This is a genomic window from Natrinema sp. 74, assembly GCF_046097095.1.
GTDB lineage: Archaea > Halobacteriota > Halobacteria > Halobacteriales > Natrialbaceae > Natrinema.
This window is the reverse complement of sequence record NZ_CP175699.1, coordinates 433,550-450,611: the sequence shown is the minus strand read 5'-3', so window position 1 is coordinate 450,611 and position 17,062 is coordinate 433,550. Positions and strand designations below refer to the sequence as shown.

Sequence of the window (17,062 nt, the reverse complement as noted above, 5' to 3'; positions counted from 1 at the left end):
TTTCATGCACGAGTGTGACAGCCACTACCGACGACCTCGAGTCCCTCGTCACGGAGCTGCTGGTTCGTGATCCGGACAGACACGCCGAGGCGCTGGACGCGATCGCGGAAATCGATGATCCGCGCGCGATCCCGCACCTGATCGAGGCGCTGATGATCCACGAGATCGGGAGCAATTGGGAGCAGTTCGGCTTCCCGGAGGCCCTCCGGGAACACAGCCCGCCTCGGTACCTCGAACTCCCGGAGGCACGCTGGCCGGGTGTCCGCGAAGCGTTACGGACGATCGCCGAGCCCGACTACGACTCCGCGTACGCCTGGGTCGAGTGGGAGACCTGGTACTCACAGCGGGAGATCGAACCCCTCGAGGGGTATGATGAGTGGAAGTTGCAACTCTACCGTTCGTATCTCCCGCCGGTTGGACGGTTACTCGACGCCGAGCCGCGAGCGTTCGACCTACAGGATATTCGTTGGGGGAACTGCGATCCGTCGTTCCTCGCGGCCTGTAACGAGCCCGATTTCGTCGCCGGCGACGTCGTCTCGGTCGACGGCGGGGACGGCGGACAGAGCGACGACCGCAAGGACGGCGACGGCGAGGAGGCGACCGAACGGTACCTCGATCCTGACGACACCGTCTTCGGTTTCACCGTCGACGACACTGCCTACGCCGTGCCGCGGTGGGTGCTGTTCCCCCACGAATTGGCGAACCTCACCGTCGAGGGAACGCCCCTCTCGCTGACCTACTGTACGCTCTGTAACGCGCCGATCCTGTACGACCGACGCGTCGGCGACCGCACGCTAACGTTCTCCAGTACGGGGATGCTCCTCGAGGGGAACAAGGTCATGTTCGACGAGGAGACCGAGAGCCTGTGGAGCCAGCACCGCGGAGCGCCGATCGCTGGCGACTACCTCAAGCGGGAGGCCGACCTGCGGCTCGATTTTCGCCCCGTCACGCAGACGACGTGGGCAGAGTGGCGGGAGGCCCACCCCGAGAGTCGTGCGCTCGATATCGACACTGGCTACGACTACGATTACCGGTTCTACGAGGACGACATCGGCTTCTTCCGCCACTACTGGAACGACGCGGACGCCGTTCAGCCGGGCGTCGAGACGGACGACGGACAACTCCCGGAGAAGACCGATGTCTACGGCGTGACGAGCGACGACGGGTCGACGGTCCGCGTCTATCCGGTCGACGAAATCGGCGACGACGCCGTCGAGACCGACGAGATCGACGGCCGGTCGGTCGTTGTCCTCCGTGACGAGACGAACGACGTCGCGGTCTACGAGGCGCCGCCGACACCGGTCGAGTGCGACAGAGACGTGATCGTCGACGACGATGGAACGCGCTGGCGGCGCACCCGCGAGGCGCTTGTCAGCGAGAACGCGGACGACGACCGGCAGCTGTCCCGTGTTTCCGGCCGTCACGGGCTGTTCTTCGCGTTCCGATCGCAGTACGAAACGGTCGAGATCGGACCGAACTAAACGCCCGTTTCCAGCGCGTCGTGCAGGTCGTCGGGAACTGGAACGCTGCTGTCGCCGTCGACGGGAACGCAGACGCGGAACTCAGTTCCGCTGAAGACGACCTCGCCATCGTGGGTCGCCCGGTAGTCGAACTGCACGCTCGACTCCCCGACCTCGGGTGTCAGTTCGATCTCGACCTCGTCGCCGCCGGCGACCTGTCCCTCGAAGTCGAAGTCCATCGAGACGAGGGGCAGTCCGACGCCCTGTTCCTCGGTCAATTCCCAGAACGGCCACCCGATCGCTTCCATGAACATGTCCGAGGTCTCATGGACCGCGTCGATCATTCGCGGATAGTGAGCGATGCCGAACGGGTCCGTATCCGAGAATCGAACGGTCCAGGTACGTGTGAATCCCATGATATTCTGAACGAGTGTGCCGGGAGATATAAAAGTACTGTCGAACGCCGCGCCAGCCGATCGCTCGTTCGATATCAGCGAACGTTAGTGTCGCATTGTGTATATGTTTTCACTATCCTTCCATACGAAGCAACCGAAGAGCGAGATAGTATCTCACGAGAAAACATTCATGGGGGTAGCGCTCAAAGAAAGGTTGATAAATGGACATCGATACCTGGGTCGAGACGCTCCATACGAGAGAATCCAGTGGCGTGTCCGCGACCGAAACCACCAGCAGCACCTGTGGCGCCTTCGAACTGACCGTTAGGAATCGTACTCGACGTGACGGATCGGTTCCCACTCAGACATGCGATCACGTCGAGAATATCGGTAGTACCTTCGAGATGGACGCCTGACGATTTATGACTGCGAGTTCTAATACCTCTCTCGATGTCGACGACGCACCGGACACTGACGAGCGGGCAGGGTACGACTACGTCTCGGACGACGTCGAACGACCGGCCCTACTCGCCGACCTCCGCGACCGAGTCGACGGCGACGTTCGGTTTGACACCTACACCCGCCAACTGTACGCGACCGATGCGAGCGCGTACCAGGAAACGCCTATCGGCGTCGTCTTCCCGACGTCGACGGAAGACGTCGCGAGCGTCGTTTCCTACTGTGCCGAGCGCGAGATCCCGGTCCTCCCGCGGGGCGGCGGCACGAGTCTCGCCGGCCAAGCGGTCAACGAGGCGGTCGTCCTCGATTTCACACGTCATATGGACGGGATCGTTTCGGTCGACGCTGACGACCAGCGAGCGCACGTCCAGTCGGGGGTCGTCCTCGAGGAACTTAACGACGCGCTGGCACCCCACGGACTGAAGTTTGCACCCGATCCGGCCGCCGGCAATCGAAGCGTCATCGGTGGCGCGATCGGGAACAACTCCACGGGCGCTCACTCGCTGAAATACGGCAAGACCGACGCCTACGTCGAGGAGTGCGAGGTCGTGCTGGCCGACGGCACCGTCGCGACTCTCGGCGAAATCGGCGTCGACGAGCTCCGTGAGCAGGCCGACCCAGACGGTGACCTCCTCGAGCGCGTCTCCGCGGAAGTCGTCCGGATCATCGACGAGGAGGCCGACGATGTCCGCGAGCAGTTCCCCGACTTGAAGCGCAACGTCTCCGGCTACAACCTCGATATGCTCGTCGACGAGGCCGAGAGCGGGACCGTCAATCTCGCCCGCCTACTCGCCGGCAGCGAAGGGACCCTCGCGGTCGTCACCGAGGCCGAAGTGTCCCTCGAGCCCGTCCCCGAGACGAAGGCCGTCTCTTTGCTGTTCTACGAGAGCGTCCTCGAGGCCGTCACGGACGTCCAGCACGTCCTCGAGCACGACCCCGCAGCGGTCGAACTCATCGACGACATTCTCATCGGACTGGCCCGCGAGACCGCGGAGTTCGAGGAGATCGCGGCGCTCGCTCCCGATGGCGCGCAGGCGGCGCTGCTCGTCGAGTTCTACGCCGAGGACGACGAGCACGGCCGGGAACGGACTGCGGGGCTCCTCGCCGACCGCGTGCCGGGAAGCGAGAGCGCGGTAGCCGCCCCGGCCGAGCACCCAGACGTTGCGGAGACGCTTGCCTTCGAGGGCCTCGAGGCACACGCCGAGGCCGACCGCGAGCAGTTCTGGAAACTCCGCAAGGCCGGGCTCCCGATTTTGCTCTCTCGCACCTCCGACGCAAAGCACATCAGCTTCATGGAGGACTGTGCGATTCCGCCCGAACACCTTCCCGAGTTCGTCGAGCGCTTCCAGTCGTTGCTGGTCGAGAAAGACCGCGACGTCGACGCGGCCTTTTACGCCCACGCCGGCCCGGGCGTGCTCCACGTCCGTCCGCTGGTGAACACGAAGGCCGCCGAGGACCGCACGGACATGGTCGACATCGCCGACGCGGTGACCGACATGGTCGTCGAGTTCGGCGGCTCGGTTTCTGGTGAGCACGGCGACGGCCGCGCCCGCACCCAGTGGAACCGCAAGCTCTACGGCGACGACCTCTGGGAGACGTTCCGCGACCTCAAAACCGCCTTCGACCCCGACTGGCTCCTGAATCCCGGGAACGTCTGTGGCGATCACGATATGACGGCGAACCTTCGCTATGACAGCGACTACAGCCACGACGCTGGCTTCGATCCCGCCCTGAACTGGGACAACGAAAACGGCATGCAGGGGATGGTCGAACTCTGCCACGGCTGTGGCGGCTGTCGGGGTGATCAGGAGACCACCGGCGGCGTGATGTGTCCGACCTACCGCGCAGCCGAAGAGGAGATCACGGCCACCCGCGGCCGTGCAAACCTCCTCCGGAACGCGATGAGCGGCGACGTCCCCGACGATCCGACCGACGACGAGTTCGCTGAGGAGGTGCTGGACCTCTGTATTGGCTGCAAAGGCTGTGCGCGTGACTGTCCCAGCGAGGTCGACATGGCCAAGCTCAAAACGGAGGTCATGCATGCACGCCACCAGGAACACGGTGCTAGCCTCCGCGACAAGCTCTTCGCGAACTTCGACCGGCTTGCGCCGCTTGGCAGCGCGCTGGCACCGCTGTCGAACCTCGCGGAGTCGCTCCCAGGAGCCGGGACGATCGCCGAGAAGACCGTCGGCATCGCCCGCGAGCGGTCGCTGCCGGAGTTTCACCGCGAGACAGTCCACGACTGGTTCGAGGCCCGCGGCGGTTCCCGCATCCCCGAGTCCGAGGCCGAGCGAAAGGCCGTCTTCTTCGTCGACACCTATACGAACTACAGCCACCCCACGGTCGGGAAGGCGACGATCCGCGTCCTCGAGGCCGCCGGCGTCCACGTCGATGTCGCGCGGCGGACCGACAGTGGTCGGCCGGCGCTCTCGAAGGGCTTCATCGACAAATCGCGTGAGACGATGCGATCGAATGTCGCTGAACTTGCGCCTCGTGTCGATAGTGGCTGGGATATCGTCCTCGCAGAGCCGTCTGATGCGGTGATGTTCCAGTCCGACGCGCTCGACCTCCTGGGTGGAACGAACGTCGAATCCGTCGCGGCCAACGCCTACGGCGTCTGCGAGTATCTCGACACGTACCGTCTCGACGAGAACGTCGATTGGAACGCGCCATCCGAGTCAGTGGCCTATCACGGCCACTGCCATCAGAAAGCGACGAAGAAAGACCATCACGCGGTCGGCGTCCTCCGCCGCGCGGGTTACGCCGTCGATCCGCTCGACTCGGGCTGCTGTGGTATGGCCGGCAGCTTCGGCTACGAGGCCGAACACTACTCGCTGAGCCAGTCGATCGGTGATATCCTCGTCGACCAGATCGAGGACAGCGAGGCGACCGTCATCACCGCGCCGGGAACGTCCTGTCGCACCCAGCTCGGTGACAAGCACCTCGAGCCGGTTCCAGCGGAGAGTTCGCTCGCCGGCAGTGAGCTTGACGGGGAGGAGCCGCCGACCCCGGCCGAACTGCTGGCCCACGCGCTTCCGCGCTAACGGTTGTGTCGGCTCCCTCGGGTACGTTCCCGGTCGAACGCGGTTCGTCCACCGCTGAGCTCGAGTCCTGCGCCGTTCCGGCTGCGTTTCCTGTGAGGAAACGGGGCGACCCGATCGCCGTACACCTGTTCTCTGTCTAGAACGTCGCCCGTGACTCGCAGGACAGTGAGTACCACCGTGTCGCTATCAAAACATCCACTGATGACTCCGTGAAAATTGGTACATGGACCTGCCGATATTCAAGGTTCTGTTCGCTGTACGTCAGGAATAGGGGACTATCGGAGATGAATACGGCCACAGTCATTCGAAATTTCCAAACTATCACTTCAAAACTAATCGTATATCGGTCGCAAGGGGCGGCTCTGGTTCGACCGACCGGCATCTGTTTACATAGATATGGTTGTGAAAGAGAGCAGCAAGCGTTCGATAACTTCGAACGATCCTCACGGGGGCGACGCTCAAGTCCGGCACCCACTGGCCGAAGGGTGTCCAGGAGTTCGGAGAGATCAGTGATCGTGTTTTCAGTGAATGAGTCCGAACCCCGCCATAATCGTTCTGACGTGCCGCTTAGGTGACCGCAAGAGGTTCGACTTTTTCACCAGCAGTGCACCGGATGTGCTCCTGCGGTCGGTCCCGCTTTCAAGCGTGAAAGTCCCAGTCGACAGCGTTCTCGCCGAAGACCTCGTAGAGGGCGATCGGTTGGTCGTCATACTCCGTGAGTAGGTGGGCAACGCCATCGCTCGCATAAGCGAGTCAATCCGCCTCTCCTCTCGCCGCTTGATATAGCGAGCACTGCATGCGGACGTGTTCACCGAGTGGCAGGAGTTCAAGGCCGAGCGCGTACTCCAGACGGGCAGGTCGAAACAATCGTATCTATTTTTACAATAGTACAATTGTATTCCTGCATGGAGAACCATGCATGTAAATCAGCGACAGCAGTCAGAACACTGTGAGAAATGAAACAGACTTGGTCGGTAAATGTATCGTCAGATATTCAGCTAACAATTGGATGAAACACAACTCCATATAATCCCTCGAGATGAAGGCGAACACTCGATAATCGAGAAGTCGAGATAGCACATATAATCTTCTCTCGAGCACGACCGGGAGTCGCGCTCGTGACCCTTCTTCTCGACTGGGGCGCAAAGCTCGCCGATTTCTACCGATCCATTGAGTGACCACTGAGGCACGTCCAGCGCTTCCTGCGAGCGCTAGACGTGCCGGTAGACTGTCTTGAAGGAAACATCGAGTTCATGTTCAGCAGGGGTGTAGACCGCGGTTCCACTAGTAGATTGTGCGTCCAGTAGGAAAGTGGGGGAAGTTGCGTAGAAATTGTTGCCAATCTACGGACTCCGCAGAAGAACACATCTTCGTCGATAACATGTTGATGGATTGCGAGTTTGACAGCCAACACGTCTTCGACGCAATTAGCCAGCGTGGGCTCACGTCTGTCGTCCCAAAGGAATGCAGAATAGTTGTTAATACAACCCAATAAGTCGTTTGAGAGCCAATCTAAATCAGTTCTCGCTCACCAAACCGTCCGAGACCACACATTCTGGCGTCTCTCTACCAACTGTCGTCTCATTTCCAGTGTCCGTATTTAATATAGCGTATTATGGTTTATGCAAGTGGGGAACGTAGACTACGAGGGCCGAGGAGAGGAAAATCGTCAGAATTGGGGGCGATAACGATCACTCGTGATTACTTCAATAATCGTGTGTGCTTTCACGGTGGTCCGTCCCCTCTCCGAATCACGATCGATGGAATTCGGCACGAAATCCCCTCTCGAGCACTATATCGAGGTTTTTCGAGTGGCAAAAGAGAGCTGCGCCCGAAGAGGACGTTCGACGAACAGACCAGACGGACGTCCTGCCTGGAACTCGAGAGTACAGAGGTCGAACCCCACCGAAGACGGCTTTCACAGACAACATGCAGCGGGCCGACATCGGCTGAGATAGTCCCACCCCTTGGGGAAAGCACAGTTATCGACCGTCGTGACGAAACCACTCTCCGTACGGCGGTCGCCGACTAAATACGCAGTAGGGGTCGAGTGACGAACAGTATCTTCCGATTACGTGTTACGTCACCGAACATGGCGTTGTCGACGCAACGAACTCGAGGTCGTCCGAGCGCTTCACGGTTGAGCGCCTGTCTACGTCCACGCTTCTCCGGCCTCCGTAGTGTTGGGTGTCGTAGATCTGAAGGCCATCCGCGGAACAGTCCCTTGAGATGGGATCTGGCTCGAGAGTCGGACGACGACTGTTCTCGCGGAAGAGCACACGGCTCGACTGTCCACGTACGAAGCAGCCATAAATTCTATATCGCGATATAGAACCACTCGATCTTGTCGACGCAGTTTCGGAGGAGAGACCGTTCTCACGGAAAACCAACTCACAAAGAGTGTCACTACTCATAAAAGACGACTCGTGTTGGTGCAACGGACTACTCTGGGAGGAGCAGTGCTATGCAAACTAACTCGACACACCTAGCTGTACGAACCGGCGCGCGATCCATCTCACCGTCGACGCCATCTTCCATAAGAAATCGGTGAACCGCCAGCTGATGTGTAACAGCACTGGAACACGCTCACCAGTGACCAGACACATTCAGTTTTGAGCGATTGCTGTGTCGGTGGTTCGGGGTCAGCAGCCTGTTCGGTGTTTGTGACTGGTATTGGAATCAACCGGACCGCGTCACTCGGCCGAGGTGGGAATCCACAACGTGGTCCTTTCCATCGATGCGTTATAGCCATCGCCAAGACCGTTATCAGTAATTCGAGATCACACACGACAAGCGACGCGAAGGATGTTCAAGAACCTATCAAACCCTACACGATGAACGTCGATAGAGCACTGAAAATTCCCGTAACCGTACGACTTTACCTGCAGACGAGAGAAGACAGACTATGCTTATACTCGAAGCTGACAGGTGGCCATCATTTGACACACAACCCCGCTACGGCGGTTTCAGAAATCATATCAATACCGGGCGAACGCAGCAGCTCAAAACCGACGCAGGTAGTGTTCCCGGGGTCGGTCACCGATGAGAGAGTTTTCGAATCACGCGACTGATCGTCCTACGGGCCATGACGTCGAAATCACGGGACTCGAGTCGGTGGTCGTCGAAGGGAACTTCGAGTGGAATCTCGTGAAAGTCCACACCGATGCGGGCGTGACGGGAATCGGCGAGGCCTACCGCGGCGGTGGGGTGCCGGAACTCGTCGCGTACGCGAACCGCTTTCTCATCGGCGAGAACCCCTTAGATGTCGAGCGGCTGTTTCGGTATATCGTCCAGGAGATGTCGGGCCACGGCGGGACGACGGGAAAGGTCGTCACCGCCGCCTCAGGAATCGAGATCGCGCTGTGGGACGCCGCCGGCAAGCTTCTAGAGTTGCCGGTCTACCAGTTGCTGGGATCTCGGTATCGGGATCGAATTCGGCTCTACTGCGACTGCCACGCCGGTGAGGCGTACGCGGTCGACGACGGCGGCTTCACCGAGTACGCCGACGCGGAGGCCTATACGCCCGAAGCCTATGCGGCGGAGGCCAAGCGCGTCGTCGACATGGGTTTCGACGCGATCAAGTTCGATCTCGATATGGCCCGCGACAACGACCCAGATCCGTACAACGGCCGGCTGACCAACGCCGCGCTGAATCACAAGATCGCGGTCGTCGAGGCCGTCCGCGACGCCGTCGGCGACGAGATCGACCTCGCGTTCGACTGCCACTGGGATTACACCGTCGAGAGCGCCACACGGCTTGCACGCAAACTCGAGCCCTACGATCTCATGTGGCTCGAGGATGTCGTCCCACCCGAAGAGACGGACGCCCAGCGCGAAGTCGCCCGGCGGACCGAGACACCGCTGGCGACCGGCGAGAACCGGTTTCGAATCCACGAACTGAGCGACCTGATCGACGACTACGCGGTCGACGTGATCACGCCCGATCCGGCGACCTGCGGCGGGCTCGCCGAATCCAAACGGATCGCCGAACGCGCTGAGGAACGCTACATTCCCTTCTCTCCGCACAACGTCTGTAGCCCAGTCGGAACGATGGCTTGTGTCCACCTCTGTGCGGCGGTTCCGAACGCCGACGTCCTTGAGTATCATGCCCTTGAGGTCGACTGGTGGGACGACCTGCTCGCACGAGACGAGCCGTTGATCGACGACGGCTACATCGACGTACCCACGGAACCGGGTCTGGGCATCGAACTGGACGAGGCAGTCCTCGAGGAGCACCTCCGTTCGGGCACTGACGGCTTCGACTGAGGACTGTCAAATAGGAAGGGACTGCCGCCAAGCGGACTAACCGCCGCTCCGCCAGTCCAACGTAGATCGGCAATGGGAACGATCGAGATACGGCAATCAGAGAAGCGCTTGAACGCCCTCCACCATGTCTATGTACCGAGTTGATCCCCACCGTGGGAAACCGAGTTGCTCCCTACCGTGGGGAACCGAGTTGCCACCAATAGTTGGGTTCGGGATAAAGCACCGCTCTCAGTCTGTGTCTTGCATGGTCGAAACCGGGCGCGTGCATGGACCAATCCGCCATCGATGTTCACAGCCGACCCATATTCATACCACAATTCATGTATACGAGAACTCCGAATACCCGGATGGAATGTCGACAGTGTACGCCAATTATATCGACGGCCAGTGGAACGAATCACAAAGCGGAGACACATTCGAGGTTCAAAATCCCGCGGACACCGATGACATCGTCGGAGCGTATCAATCATCGACACAAGAGGACGTCGAAACCGCGATAGACGCAGCAGTAGACGCACAGGACGAATGGGCTAATATGCCCGGTCCGAGCCGCGGACAGGTCCTCAAGAAAGCCGGAAACCACCTCGATGCGCGCAAAGACGAAGCGACGGAGACATTGGTCCGAGAGGAAGGGAAGACCCGCAGCGAGGCCGCCGGTGAAGTCCAGCGTGCGATCGATATCTTCGCGTATTACGCCGAGAAGGCCCGCGACCTCGGCGGAACGTCGAAGGCCCCGAGCGCGCCCGGAAAGCAACTCCACACGAAGCCCGAGCCGCTCGGAACGGTTGGCCTCATTACCCCGTGGAACTACCCCATCGCGATTCCAGCCTGGAAACTCGCACCCGCGCTTGCAACCGGAAATACGCTGGTCATCAAACCCGCCTCGGAAGCGCCGAACATGACTCGAATTATCTTCGAGTGTCTCGACGAAGCGGGGCTGCCAGACGGCGTTGCGAACTTCGTTACTGGTTCGGGAAGTGAAGTCGGCGCACCGCTTGCGTCCAACGACGACATCGACGCCGTGTCATTTACCGGTAGCACCGAGGTCGGAACGACAGTCGCCCAGACGGCCGCGGACGATCTAAAGCGCGTCCAGTGTGAAATGGGCGGCAAGAATCCCACGGTAGTCATGCCGAGTGCCGACATCGACGAAGCCGTCGATATCGTCGGCGTCGGCGCGTTCGGAACCACAGGTCAGTCGTGTACCGCCTGTTCCCGTGCGATCGTCCACGAGGACATCGCCGACGAGTTCGTCGACGCGCTCACTGACTACGCGAAATCGATCGAAATCGGACCCGGTCTCGAGGACCCCGACATGGGACCACACGTCAGCCAAAGCGAACTCGAGTCGACGCTTGAATACGTCGACGTCGCTCGAGAGGACGGGGCGACGGTAGCGACTGGCGGCAGCGAACCTGACGGTGGCGAATACGATGGGTACTTCGTCGAACCGACCGTCGTCACCGATGTCGAAAGCGAAATGCGGATCGCCCAAGAGGAAGTGTTCGGCCCAGTGCTCGCCGTCATCACGGTCGGCGACTTCGAGGAGGCCCTCGAGGTAGCAAACGACGTCGAATACGGACTGTCCGCGAGCATCGTCACGCAGGACATCACGGAGGCCAATCGGTTCGTCGAGGACGTTGAGGCGGGCGTCGCCAAGGCCAACGAGAAGACGACTGGGTTGGAACTCCACGTTCCGTTCGGCGGCTACAAGAACTCCTCGACGAACACGTATCGAGAGCAGGGTGATGCCGGACTCGACTTCTTCACAAGCACAAAAACAATCTATATGAACTATTGACGTTCCACCAGGGGACGTAGAGAGCCGAACCGCCCGTTTCAACTGTCTCGGATTTCGAATGAATTGGACTGGATGTCACGCTCGTTGGCTGGGCGAGACAAGTCACCATATGCAGGCCGTATAGGCCGACGAGCGTTCGTCGAACAACGGTGATTTCGCAAGTCAGTCGGCTGTAGACGATGGTTTTATGCCAATTCCCACCACAAAACGAGCTATGGCATTGTCTGCCGAGCAGGTGCAGGAGCACCTCCGTAGTGTAGCTGTCGGATTGCTTACACCTTTCGACGAAAATGGTGAGATCGAATACGAGAAGATAACAGAAAACGCGAAAGCACTCTACGAGGAGGGTGTCAGAACGTTCCTCGCGACCGCAAACATCAGCGAGTACCACTCACTATCACAGAGCGAACGGATCGCAGCCGCCGAAGCGGCCCTCGAAGGCCTGCCGGAAAGCGCCTGTGTACTCGCAGGCGTCGGCGGAAGCACGGCTGCCGCTCAGGAACTCGTTCGAGAGTACGAACAGCTTGGAGTCGACGCGATGATGATCATGCCACCAGACCACACCTACCTCCACGAGGAGGGCCTTCTCGAGTACTATCGGGAACTCGGGGCGAACACCGAACGGCCGCTCGTCCCCTACGTTCGCGGCTTCGATCCGTCCGTCGACTACCTCGGGAAGCTCACGCGACTCGACAGCGTCGTCGGAATCAAGTACGCGCTGAAAGACAGCGTGAAACTCGGTGCCGGGATCGAAGCGGGCGACGACGACGTCGTCTGGGTCAACGGCCTCGCGGAACCCTTCGCAGTCGCCTACTGGGCAGAGGGCGTCGAAGGGTTCTCCGCAGGTGTGAGTAACTTCCGTCCGGAAATCGGGCTCGAGCTATTCGACGCGCTCTCTGATGAAGACTGGGACCGTGCGCGGGAACTCCGAAACATCTGTCTCCCGTATCAGAACCTCCGCGACGAATACGGTGAAGACAACGAGCTCCCGGGAGCCGTCAGCGTTCCTGTCGTCAAAAAGGGACTCGAGCTCGCCGGACTCCACGGTGGGAACGTTCGCGAGCCGATCCGCCCACTTCCCGATCGGATTGAACGCAAAGCCGAAGAGCGCTACGACGAACTCGAGGACGACATCGACCGTCTGATCGAATAGGACGACGACCCGCCATCGGCTGAGACGACCGACTACCAGTTTTTCTCGAAACAGGATATCGCACCGACAGTCGCGTCTGCATCGCGAGCGGTCCTACCATTGACCGAGTTTGCCGATCGACGCGACGCAAATAAAAACGAACCAGTCGTTAGAAGAAGTAGTGGTTCGGGACGTAGATCGAAACCTCCGGCACGAGTGCGACGATCAGAATAACGATCAAGAGCGGGATATAGAACAACACCATCGCACGCATAACCGTCTCAAGCGAAGCGTCGGTCACCTTTTCCAGAACGAAGAGGACGGACCCCAGCGGCGGCGTAACGACGCCAGTCATGAGCGAGAGGATCATTACGATCCCGAAGTGAATTGGATCGATCCCAAGTGTTTCGATGATCGGCATCAGGATCGGTACCATGATCATGATCGTGGCGGTGATGCTCATGAACGTCCCGATCAGCATGAAAAGCGGGACGAAGATCAGGATCGCGACGGTCGGATTCGTCGTGAATCCCGTGATTGCGTCGGCCAGCAATATTGGGATCCGGAGCTGCAGTGCAACGAGGCCATACAGCATCGCCAGGGAGATGATAAACAGAATGGAGAACGTTTCGACCATTCCTTCCTGGAACTCCTGGAGGAGGACCTCACCTGTAAGCGAGCCCTGGTAGAAGCCGAGCCCAATCGCGTAGATGACCGCGACCGCACCGGCCTCCGTCGCAGTGAACATCCCAGAGAGAATACCACCGACAATGAATACGGGAATCAGTAATGCGGGGAGAGCGTTAACGAACTCCTGCCCGATGGTCCGGAGTCCAGCGGCCTCACCTTTCCCGTATCCCTTCCATCGCACGACGAGATACGTGAACACGGAAAGGACTGCAGCGAGTAGCAGTCCTGGTACGATGCCGGCCAGGAAGAGTGCACCTATCGATTCCTCGGCCAACACGCCGTACAGAATGATCGGGACGCTCGGCGGAATGATCGGACCGATAATCGACGATGCACCGGTGACACCAATCGCCGTCTTCTTGTCGTACCCCTGATCGCGCATCGCGTTGTACTCGACGCGGCCGAGCCCTGCCGCGTCGGCGACTGCCAGCCCGGACATCCCGGAGAAGATGACGCTCGCGCCGATATTGACCTGTGCAATACCGCCACGAACCCGTCCGAAGACGGCGTTTGCAAAGTCGAAGACGTCCGAAGTCATATCAGTCCTGTTCATTAACCGACCTAACATGAGATAGAACGGAACTGCGAGCAGCGTAAACGAGTTCAAGCCGTGCATCAACTCGTTCGACATGAGGCCGTAATTGAGGGGTGGACCGAACGGGGACAGCATGATCAGGACGCATGCCGATCCGATCGCAGCCGCAACGGGCATGCCAAGCGCATAGAAGGCCAACAGCCCACCGAGGAAGATGAGTCCGATCAGTAATAGTTCCATCTTATTCACCCTCTTTGTTCGCACTAGTTACGGTGCTCATGAATTGTCGACTGAAATCGTTCGTCGTCAGTACGGAGTACAGGTTGATCAGTTCGTAAATGATCATCATTCCGAGTGAGGCCGTTATCGTCCCGTATATCCATCCCTGTTTGACCACCTGAACGCCGAGCATGGGCGTGCTCCACTTCCCGAGCGTCGCCTGCAAACCGGCGTAGGTCAGGAGGACTAGGAAGAGGATCGTTAGTATCTGCGCAATGATATCGACGATCGTTCCAATCGACGGAAATCGTTCCTCGAGTTGATTCGAAATGATGGTCATTTTAATGTGTTCTCCATTTCTGGACGCGACCGCTGCGCCAACATATGTTCCGGTCATAAGCGAATATCGCGCGACCGGTTCCGTCCACCACGCTCCGCCGCTGATCGGAAGGTCGAAGATGCGGACGATTACTTGCGCTGTTGTAAGCACCAGCATTAGAATGAATAACAATGTCGCTACATTCAGCACGATCCTATCGTACCACGTGTCTTTCTTCAATCCTAATGATTGGTCGATGTCCATGTCCAATAATGAGGGATATTCCGTTATAGAACCACCGATTCGATGCGCCTTGGTTTCAGAGGTTTCGCCAGTCGTCCCACGTTCCCGTATACGAGTTCTCGAAGAGCCTCTCAATGCCAGGCGCAGCAGCATCGTAGAAGGCCTCCGAATCGACGTCCTCGATGATTTGCATTCCGTTTTCCTCGATTTCGGTCAGGAGATCTTCCTCCGAGCTCTTCGCCCACTGCGTCGCTTCTTTCGTGACTTCGCTGATGATCTCGTCGAACATGTCCTGCTGAGATTGATCGAGATTCTGGTAGAAGTCCGACCTGACGTACATCTGTCCGCTCTGGGGTAGGTGAGCGGTGAGACTGTAGTAGTCTTGCACCTCCCAGAGACTCAGAGATGAAATCTGGGCCGGTGGCCCCTCGGATGCGCTGACGACGCCCTGTTGGAGCGCCGAGTACAGTTCGTCGAGGGACACGGGAGAGGGGCTCGCGCCGACGGATTCCCAAGCGGTCACCCAGGGGTCGGAACTCGGTAGCCGAAGCTCCATCCCCTGAACGTCCTCGGGCGTACGAACAGGTTTGTTGGATGTGAAGTATCGCATACCCCTGTAGACGCGGTCACCAGCGACGCGGATGTTCCCCTTCTCCTCGAGTGTCGGGTAGACTTCGTTCTGGAACTCATCGGTCTGCATGATCTTTTTCTGATGCTCAAAACTCTCGATGACGAAGGGAGTGTTGAAGAAGTAGTACTCGGGCGTGTAGAGTTTGTAGGCATCCGAGCCGCCCGTGTACATGTCGATGGCACCCTGGCTCATCAGGTCGAACGTCTCGTTTTCTGACCCGTAGGCACCACCGTAAGAGAAGTCGACGCTGATATCGCCGTCCGATTCCTCTTCGATGCGTTCTTTGAAAAGTTCGCCCGCGTGTACCATCGAGGTCCCTTTCTCCATCACGCTCGCCATCGTGATGTTCGTCCCACTACTACTACCACCCATACAACCGGCGAGAGTCGCGATCCCAGATGCGCCGATACCCATTTTGACTGCTTGGCGACGCGTCACACTAGCTAAACGGCTGTCCCTACCGGTTGTCTGGTTGCCAGACATACTCACACCATTGTAATGGTGGTATATGAATCTATCCCTATCTTTCATATATTTCCGATTTTGCTCTTCACTCAGTCTATCTCTAGGTGGCAATCAGAAGGAACAGGATCGTTCACAGCAGTTCGAACTTCCTCCAGAACCGAGCGGCGTGTTTGACCGTGTGGCAACGCCCCCAGAGGAGAGATTTGTCCATCGTAACTGACGACACCATCAGCTCGAGACGAACGACCGTGCCAGGAATCACTGATCGAGAGACGAAAGGGGGTGAGACGGGATCAGTAGCTCAAATCAAGCTCGATCAGGTTCGCTTTCTGCGAGAGTTTATTGGGTATCTCTTCTTGAAACCGGTCATCAGTCATCCGGCTCCTTGGACCGGAGACGCTTATCGCACCTATAGCCTCCCCGTCGTCTAGAAGCGGAACCGCAACGCATCGGAGCCCATTTATTCGCTCTTCATCGTCGAAAGCGAAGCCCCGGTTTCGAATTTCCGCAAGCGATTCGAACAGGTCATCAACGTTCGTGATCGTTCTCTCGGTCGCAGACGGAAGTCCGTGGTGGTCGGCGACCTCTTTGACCCGTTCTTCTGGGAGATGTGCTAAAATCGCTTTTCCGAGCGCGGTGTTATGGAGATATACCGACTCGCCCGTGTACGTGTTGATCTGGATCGCTTCGTTTCCCATAGATCGGTAGATGTAGATTCCGAGCCCATGCTCTTCGACCAAAAGGTTCGTCTTTTCGCCCGTCTCTTCTGCCAGCGATTTGAGTTCCGGTTTCGCCGTGTTATAGAGTTCCATCTGGTGGCGCGTGTACCCTCCTAACTCGAAAAACCGAAGCCCCAACCGGTACTTCGACCCATCTTTGATGACGTACCGATGTTCCTGAAGGGTACTGAGGTGTTTGTGAACGGCGCTGGGGGCGAGATCCAGTTGCGTGGCGATGTCCGTCACGCCCGCTCTGTCCATTTCTTTAAGCAGATCAATAATCTCGAGAGTCGTCTCGGTCGCTTTGACCGGATGTTTTGCTTTGTGGACCATGGATACCGGTTCGACACGGTCCCCTATAAGGTTTCTTCATTAGAGAATTCTGAAAGAGAGCAGACGAACCACGCCGCTTGGCTTATGACACCACACGACTTCAAAATAATTCACAGGGCTACAGAAGAGCTAACCGACATCGACAACACCGATTTAGGCGGTTTCTCCGGTTCTGCTGATTCAACCGGTGGCTACGCCGTTCCGGACGAAACAGGTGTCTGCCGCCACCCACACCGATGACCTACACAATATTTATCTAACAGAGAAGGCACCTCATTAGTTCGTTCTCCCCGGCGCCTTTACGCCGGTACTATCGTAATGTTTGGGAGGAGTCCTTTACATTCATACAGG

The 17,062-nt window shown here is 58.6% G+C and carries 11 protein-coding genes; 6 read left to right on the top strand and 5 right to left on the bottom strand.

The window, feature by feature from the left end; all coding sequences use genetic code 11:
- Positions 1-14 precede the first annotated feature (14 nt).
- Positions 15-1,481, top strand: a complete 1,467-nt coding sequence (locus tag ACJ70B_RS20055; RefSeq protein ID WP_408960209.1) for a DUF3179 domain-containing (seleno)protein — start codon at positions 15-17, stop codon at positions 1,479-1,481.
- Here ACJ70B_RS20055 and ACJ70B_RS20050 read toward each other — a convergent pair.
- Positions 1,478-1,876, bottom strand: a complete 399-nt coding sequence (locus ACJ70B_RS20050) for an acyl-CoA thioesterase (protein WP_408960208.1) — start codon at positions 1,874-1,876, stop codon at positions 1,478-1,480. The two genes, ACJ70B_RS20055 and ACJ70B_RS20050, sit on opposite strands and share 4 nt — an antisense overlap.
- 401 nt (positions 1,877-2,277) lie before the next feature.
- Here ACJ70B_RS20050 and ACJ70B_RS20045 point away from each other — a divergent pair, with 401 nt between their 5' ends.
- The 4 genes from ACJ70B_RS20045 to ACJ70B_RS20030 all read left to right on the top strand — a co-directional run bounded on the left by ACJ70B_RS20045 (position 2,278) and on the right by ACJ70B_RS20030 (position 12,578).
- Positions 2,278-5,358: an FAD-binding and (Fe-S)-binding domain-containing protein gene (locus tag ACJ70B_RS20045; protein WP_408960207.1), complete on the top strand. Its 3,081-nt coding sequence runs from the start codon at positions 2,278-2,280 to the stop codon at positions 5,356-5,358.
- A gap of 3,042 nt (positions 5,359-8,400) precedes the next feature.
- Positions 8,401-9,624, top strand: coding sequence for a mandelate racemase/muconate lactonizing enzyme family protein (locus tag ACJ70B_RS20040; RefSeq protein WP_408960206.1), 1,224 nt, complete (start codon positions 8,401-8,403; stop codon positions 9,622-9,624).
- Positions 9,625-9,976: 352 nt separating this feature from the next.
- The gene (locus ACJ70B_RS20035) at positions 9,977-11,425 is read left to right on the top strand and encodes an aldehyde dehydrogenase family protein (protein WP_408960205.1); all 1,449 of its coding nucleotides are present in this window, start codon (positions 9,977-9,979) and stop codon (positions 11,423-11,425) included.
- A 214-nt stretch (positions 11,426-11,639) separates the two neighbouring features.
- Entirely contained in the window at positions 11,640-12,578 is a 939-nt protein-coding gene (locus ACJ70B_RS20030; RefSeq protein ID WP_408960204.1) for a dihydrodipicolinate synthase family protein, read from the top strand.
- 148 nt (positions 12,579-12,726) lie between these two features.
- Here the strand turns inward: ACJ70B_RS20030 and ACJ70B_RS20025 are convergent, their stop codons facing one another.
- The 4 genes from ACJ70B_RS20025 to ACJ70B_RS20010 form a co-directional block, all read right to left on the bottom strand.
- The gene (locus ACJ70B_RS20025) at positions 12,727-14,022 is read right to left on the bottom strand and encodes a TRAP transporter large permease (protein WP_408960203.1); all 1,296 of its coding nucleotides are present in this window, start codon (positions 14,020-14,022) and stop codon (positions 12,727-12,729) included.
- Position 14,023: 1 nt separating this feature from the next.
- The gene (locus ACJ70B_RS20020) at positions 14,024-14,584 is read right to left on the bottom strand and encodes a TRAP transporter small permease (RefSeq protein ID WP_408960202.1); all 561 of its coding nucleotides are present in this window, start codon (positions 14,582-14,584) and stop codon (positions 14,024-14,026) included.
- Positions 14,585-14,639: 55 nt separating this feature from the next.
- The gene (locus tag ACJ70B_RS20015; protein ID WP_408960201.1) at positions 14,640-15,608 is read right to left on the bottom strand and encodes a TRAP transporter substrate-binding protein; all 969 of its coding nucleotides are present in this window, start codon (positions 15,606-15,608) and stop codon (positions 14,640-14,642) included.
- A 344-nt stretch (positions 15,609-15,952) separates the two neighbouring features.
- Positions 15,953-16,639 (bottom strand): IclR family transcriptional regulator, encoded by a 687-nt coding sequence (locus ACJ70B_RS20010; protein WP_408960700.1) that lies wholly within the window; start codon positions 16,637-16,639, stop codon positions 15,953-15,955.
- On the opposite strand from ACJ70B_RS20010, the gene ACJ70B_RS20005 reads away from it, so the two are divergent.
- Entirely contained in the window at positions 16,550-16,951 is a 402-nt protein-coding gene (locus ACJ70B_RS20005; protein ID WP_408960714.1) for a hypothetical protein, read from the top strand. The two genes, ACJ70B_RS20010 and ACJ70B_RS20005, sit on opposite strands and share 90 nt — an antisense overlap.
- The last annotated feature ends 111 nt before the right edge of the window (positions 16,952-17,062 follow it).

Excerpts from the sequence above, each read along its gene's own strand:
- ACJ70B_RS20020 (WP_408960202.1), bottom strand. The coding sequence starts at position 14,584 with ATGGACATCGACCAATCATTAGGATTGAAGAAAGACACGTGGTACGAT.
- ACJ70B_RS20025 (WP_408960203.1), bottom strand. The coding sequence starts at position 14,022 with ATGGAACTATTACTGATCGGACTCATCTTCCTCGGTGGGCTGTTGGCC.
- ACJ70B_RS20035 (WP_408960205.1), top strand. The coding sequence starts at position 9,977 with ATGTCGACAGTGTACGCCAATTATATCGACGGCCAGTGGAACGAATCA.
- ACJ70B_RS20015 (WP_408960201.1), bottom strand. The coding sequence starts at position 15,608 with ATGGGTATCGGCGCATCTGGGATCGCGACTCTCGCCGGTTGTATGGGT.
- ACJ70B_RS20045 (WP_408960207.1), top strand. The coding sequence starts at position 2,278 with ATGACTGCGAGTTCTAATACCTCTCTCGATGTCGACGACGCACCGGAC.
- ACJ70B_RS20040 (WP_408960206.1), top strand. The coding sequence starts at position 8,401 with ATGAGAGAGTTTTCGAATCACGCGACTGATCGTCCTACGGGCCATGAC.
- ACJ70B_RS20010 (WP_408960700.1), bottom strand. The coding sequence starts at position 16,639 with ATGGACAGAGCGGGCGTGACGGACATCGCCACGCAACTGGATCTCGCC.
- ACJ70B_RS20005 (WP_408960714.1), top strand. The coding sequence starts at position 16,550 with ATGTTCCTGAAGGGTACTGAGGTGTTTGTGAACGGCGCTGGGGGCGAG.
- ACJ70B_RS20050 (WP_408960208.1), bottom strand. The coding sequence starts at position 1,876 with ATGGGATTCACACGTACCTGGACCGTTCGATTCTCGGATACGGACCCG.
- ACJ70B_RS20030 (WP_408960204.1), top strand. The coding sequence starts at position 11,640 with ATGGCATTGTCTGCCGAGCAGGTGCAGGAGCACCTCCGTAGTGTAGCT.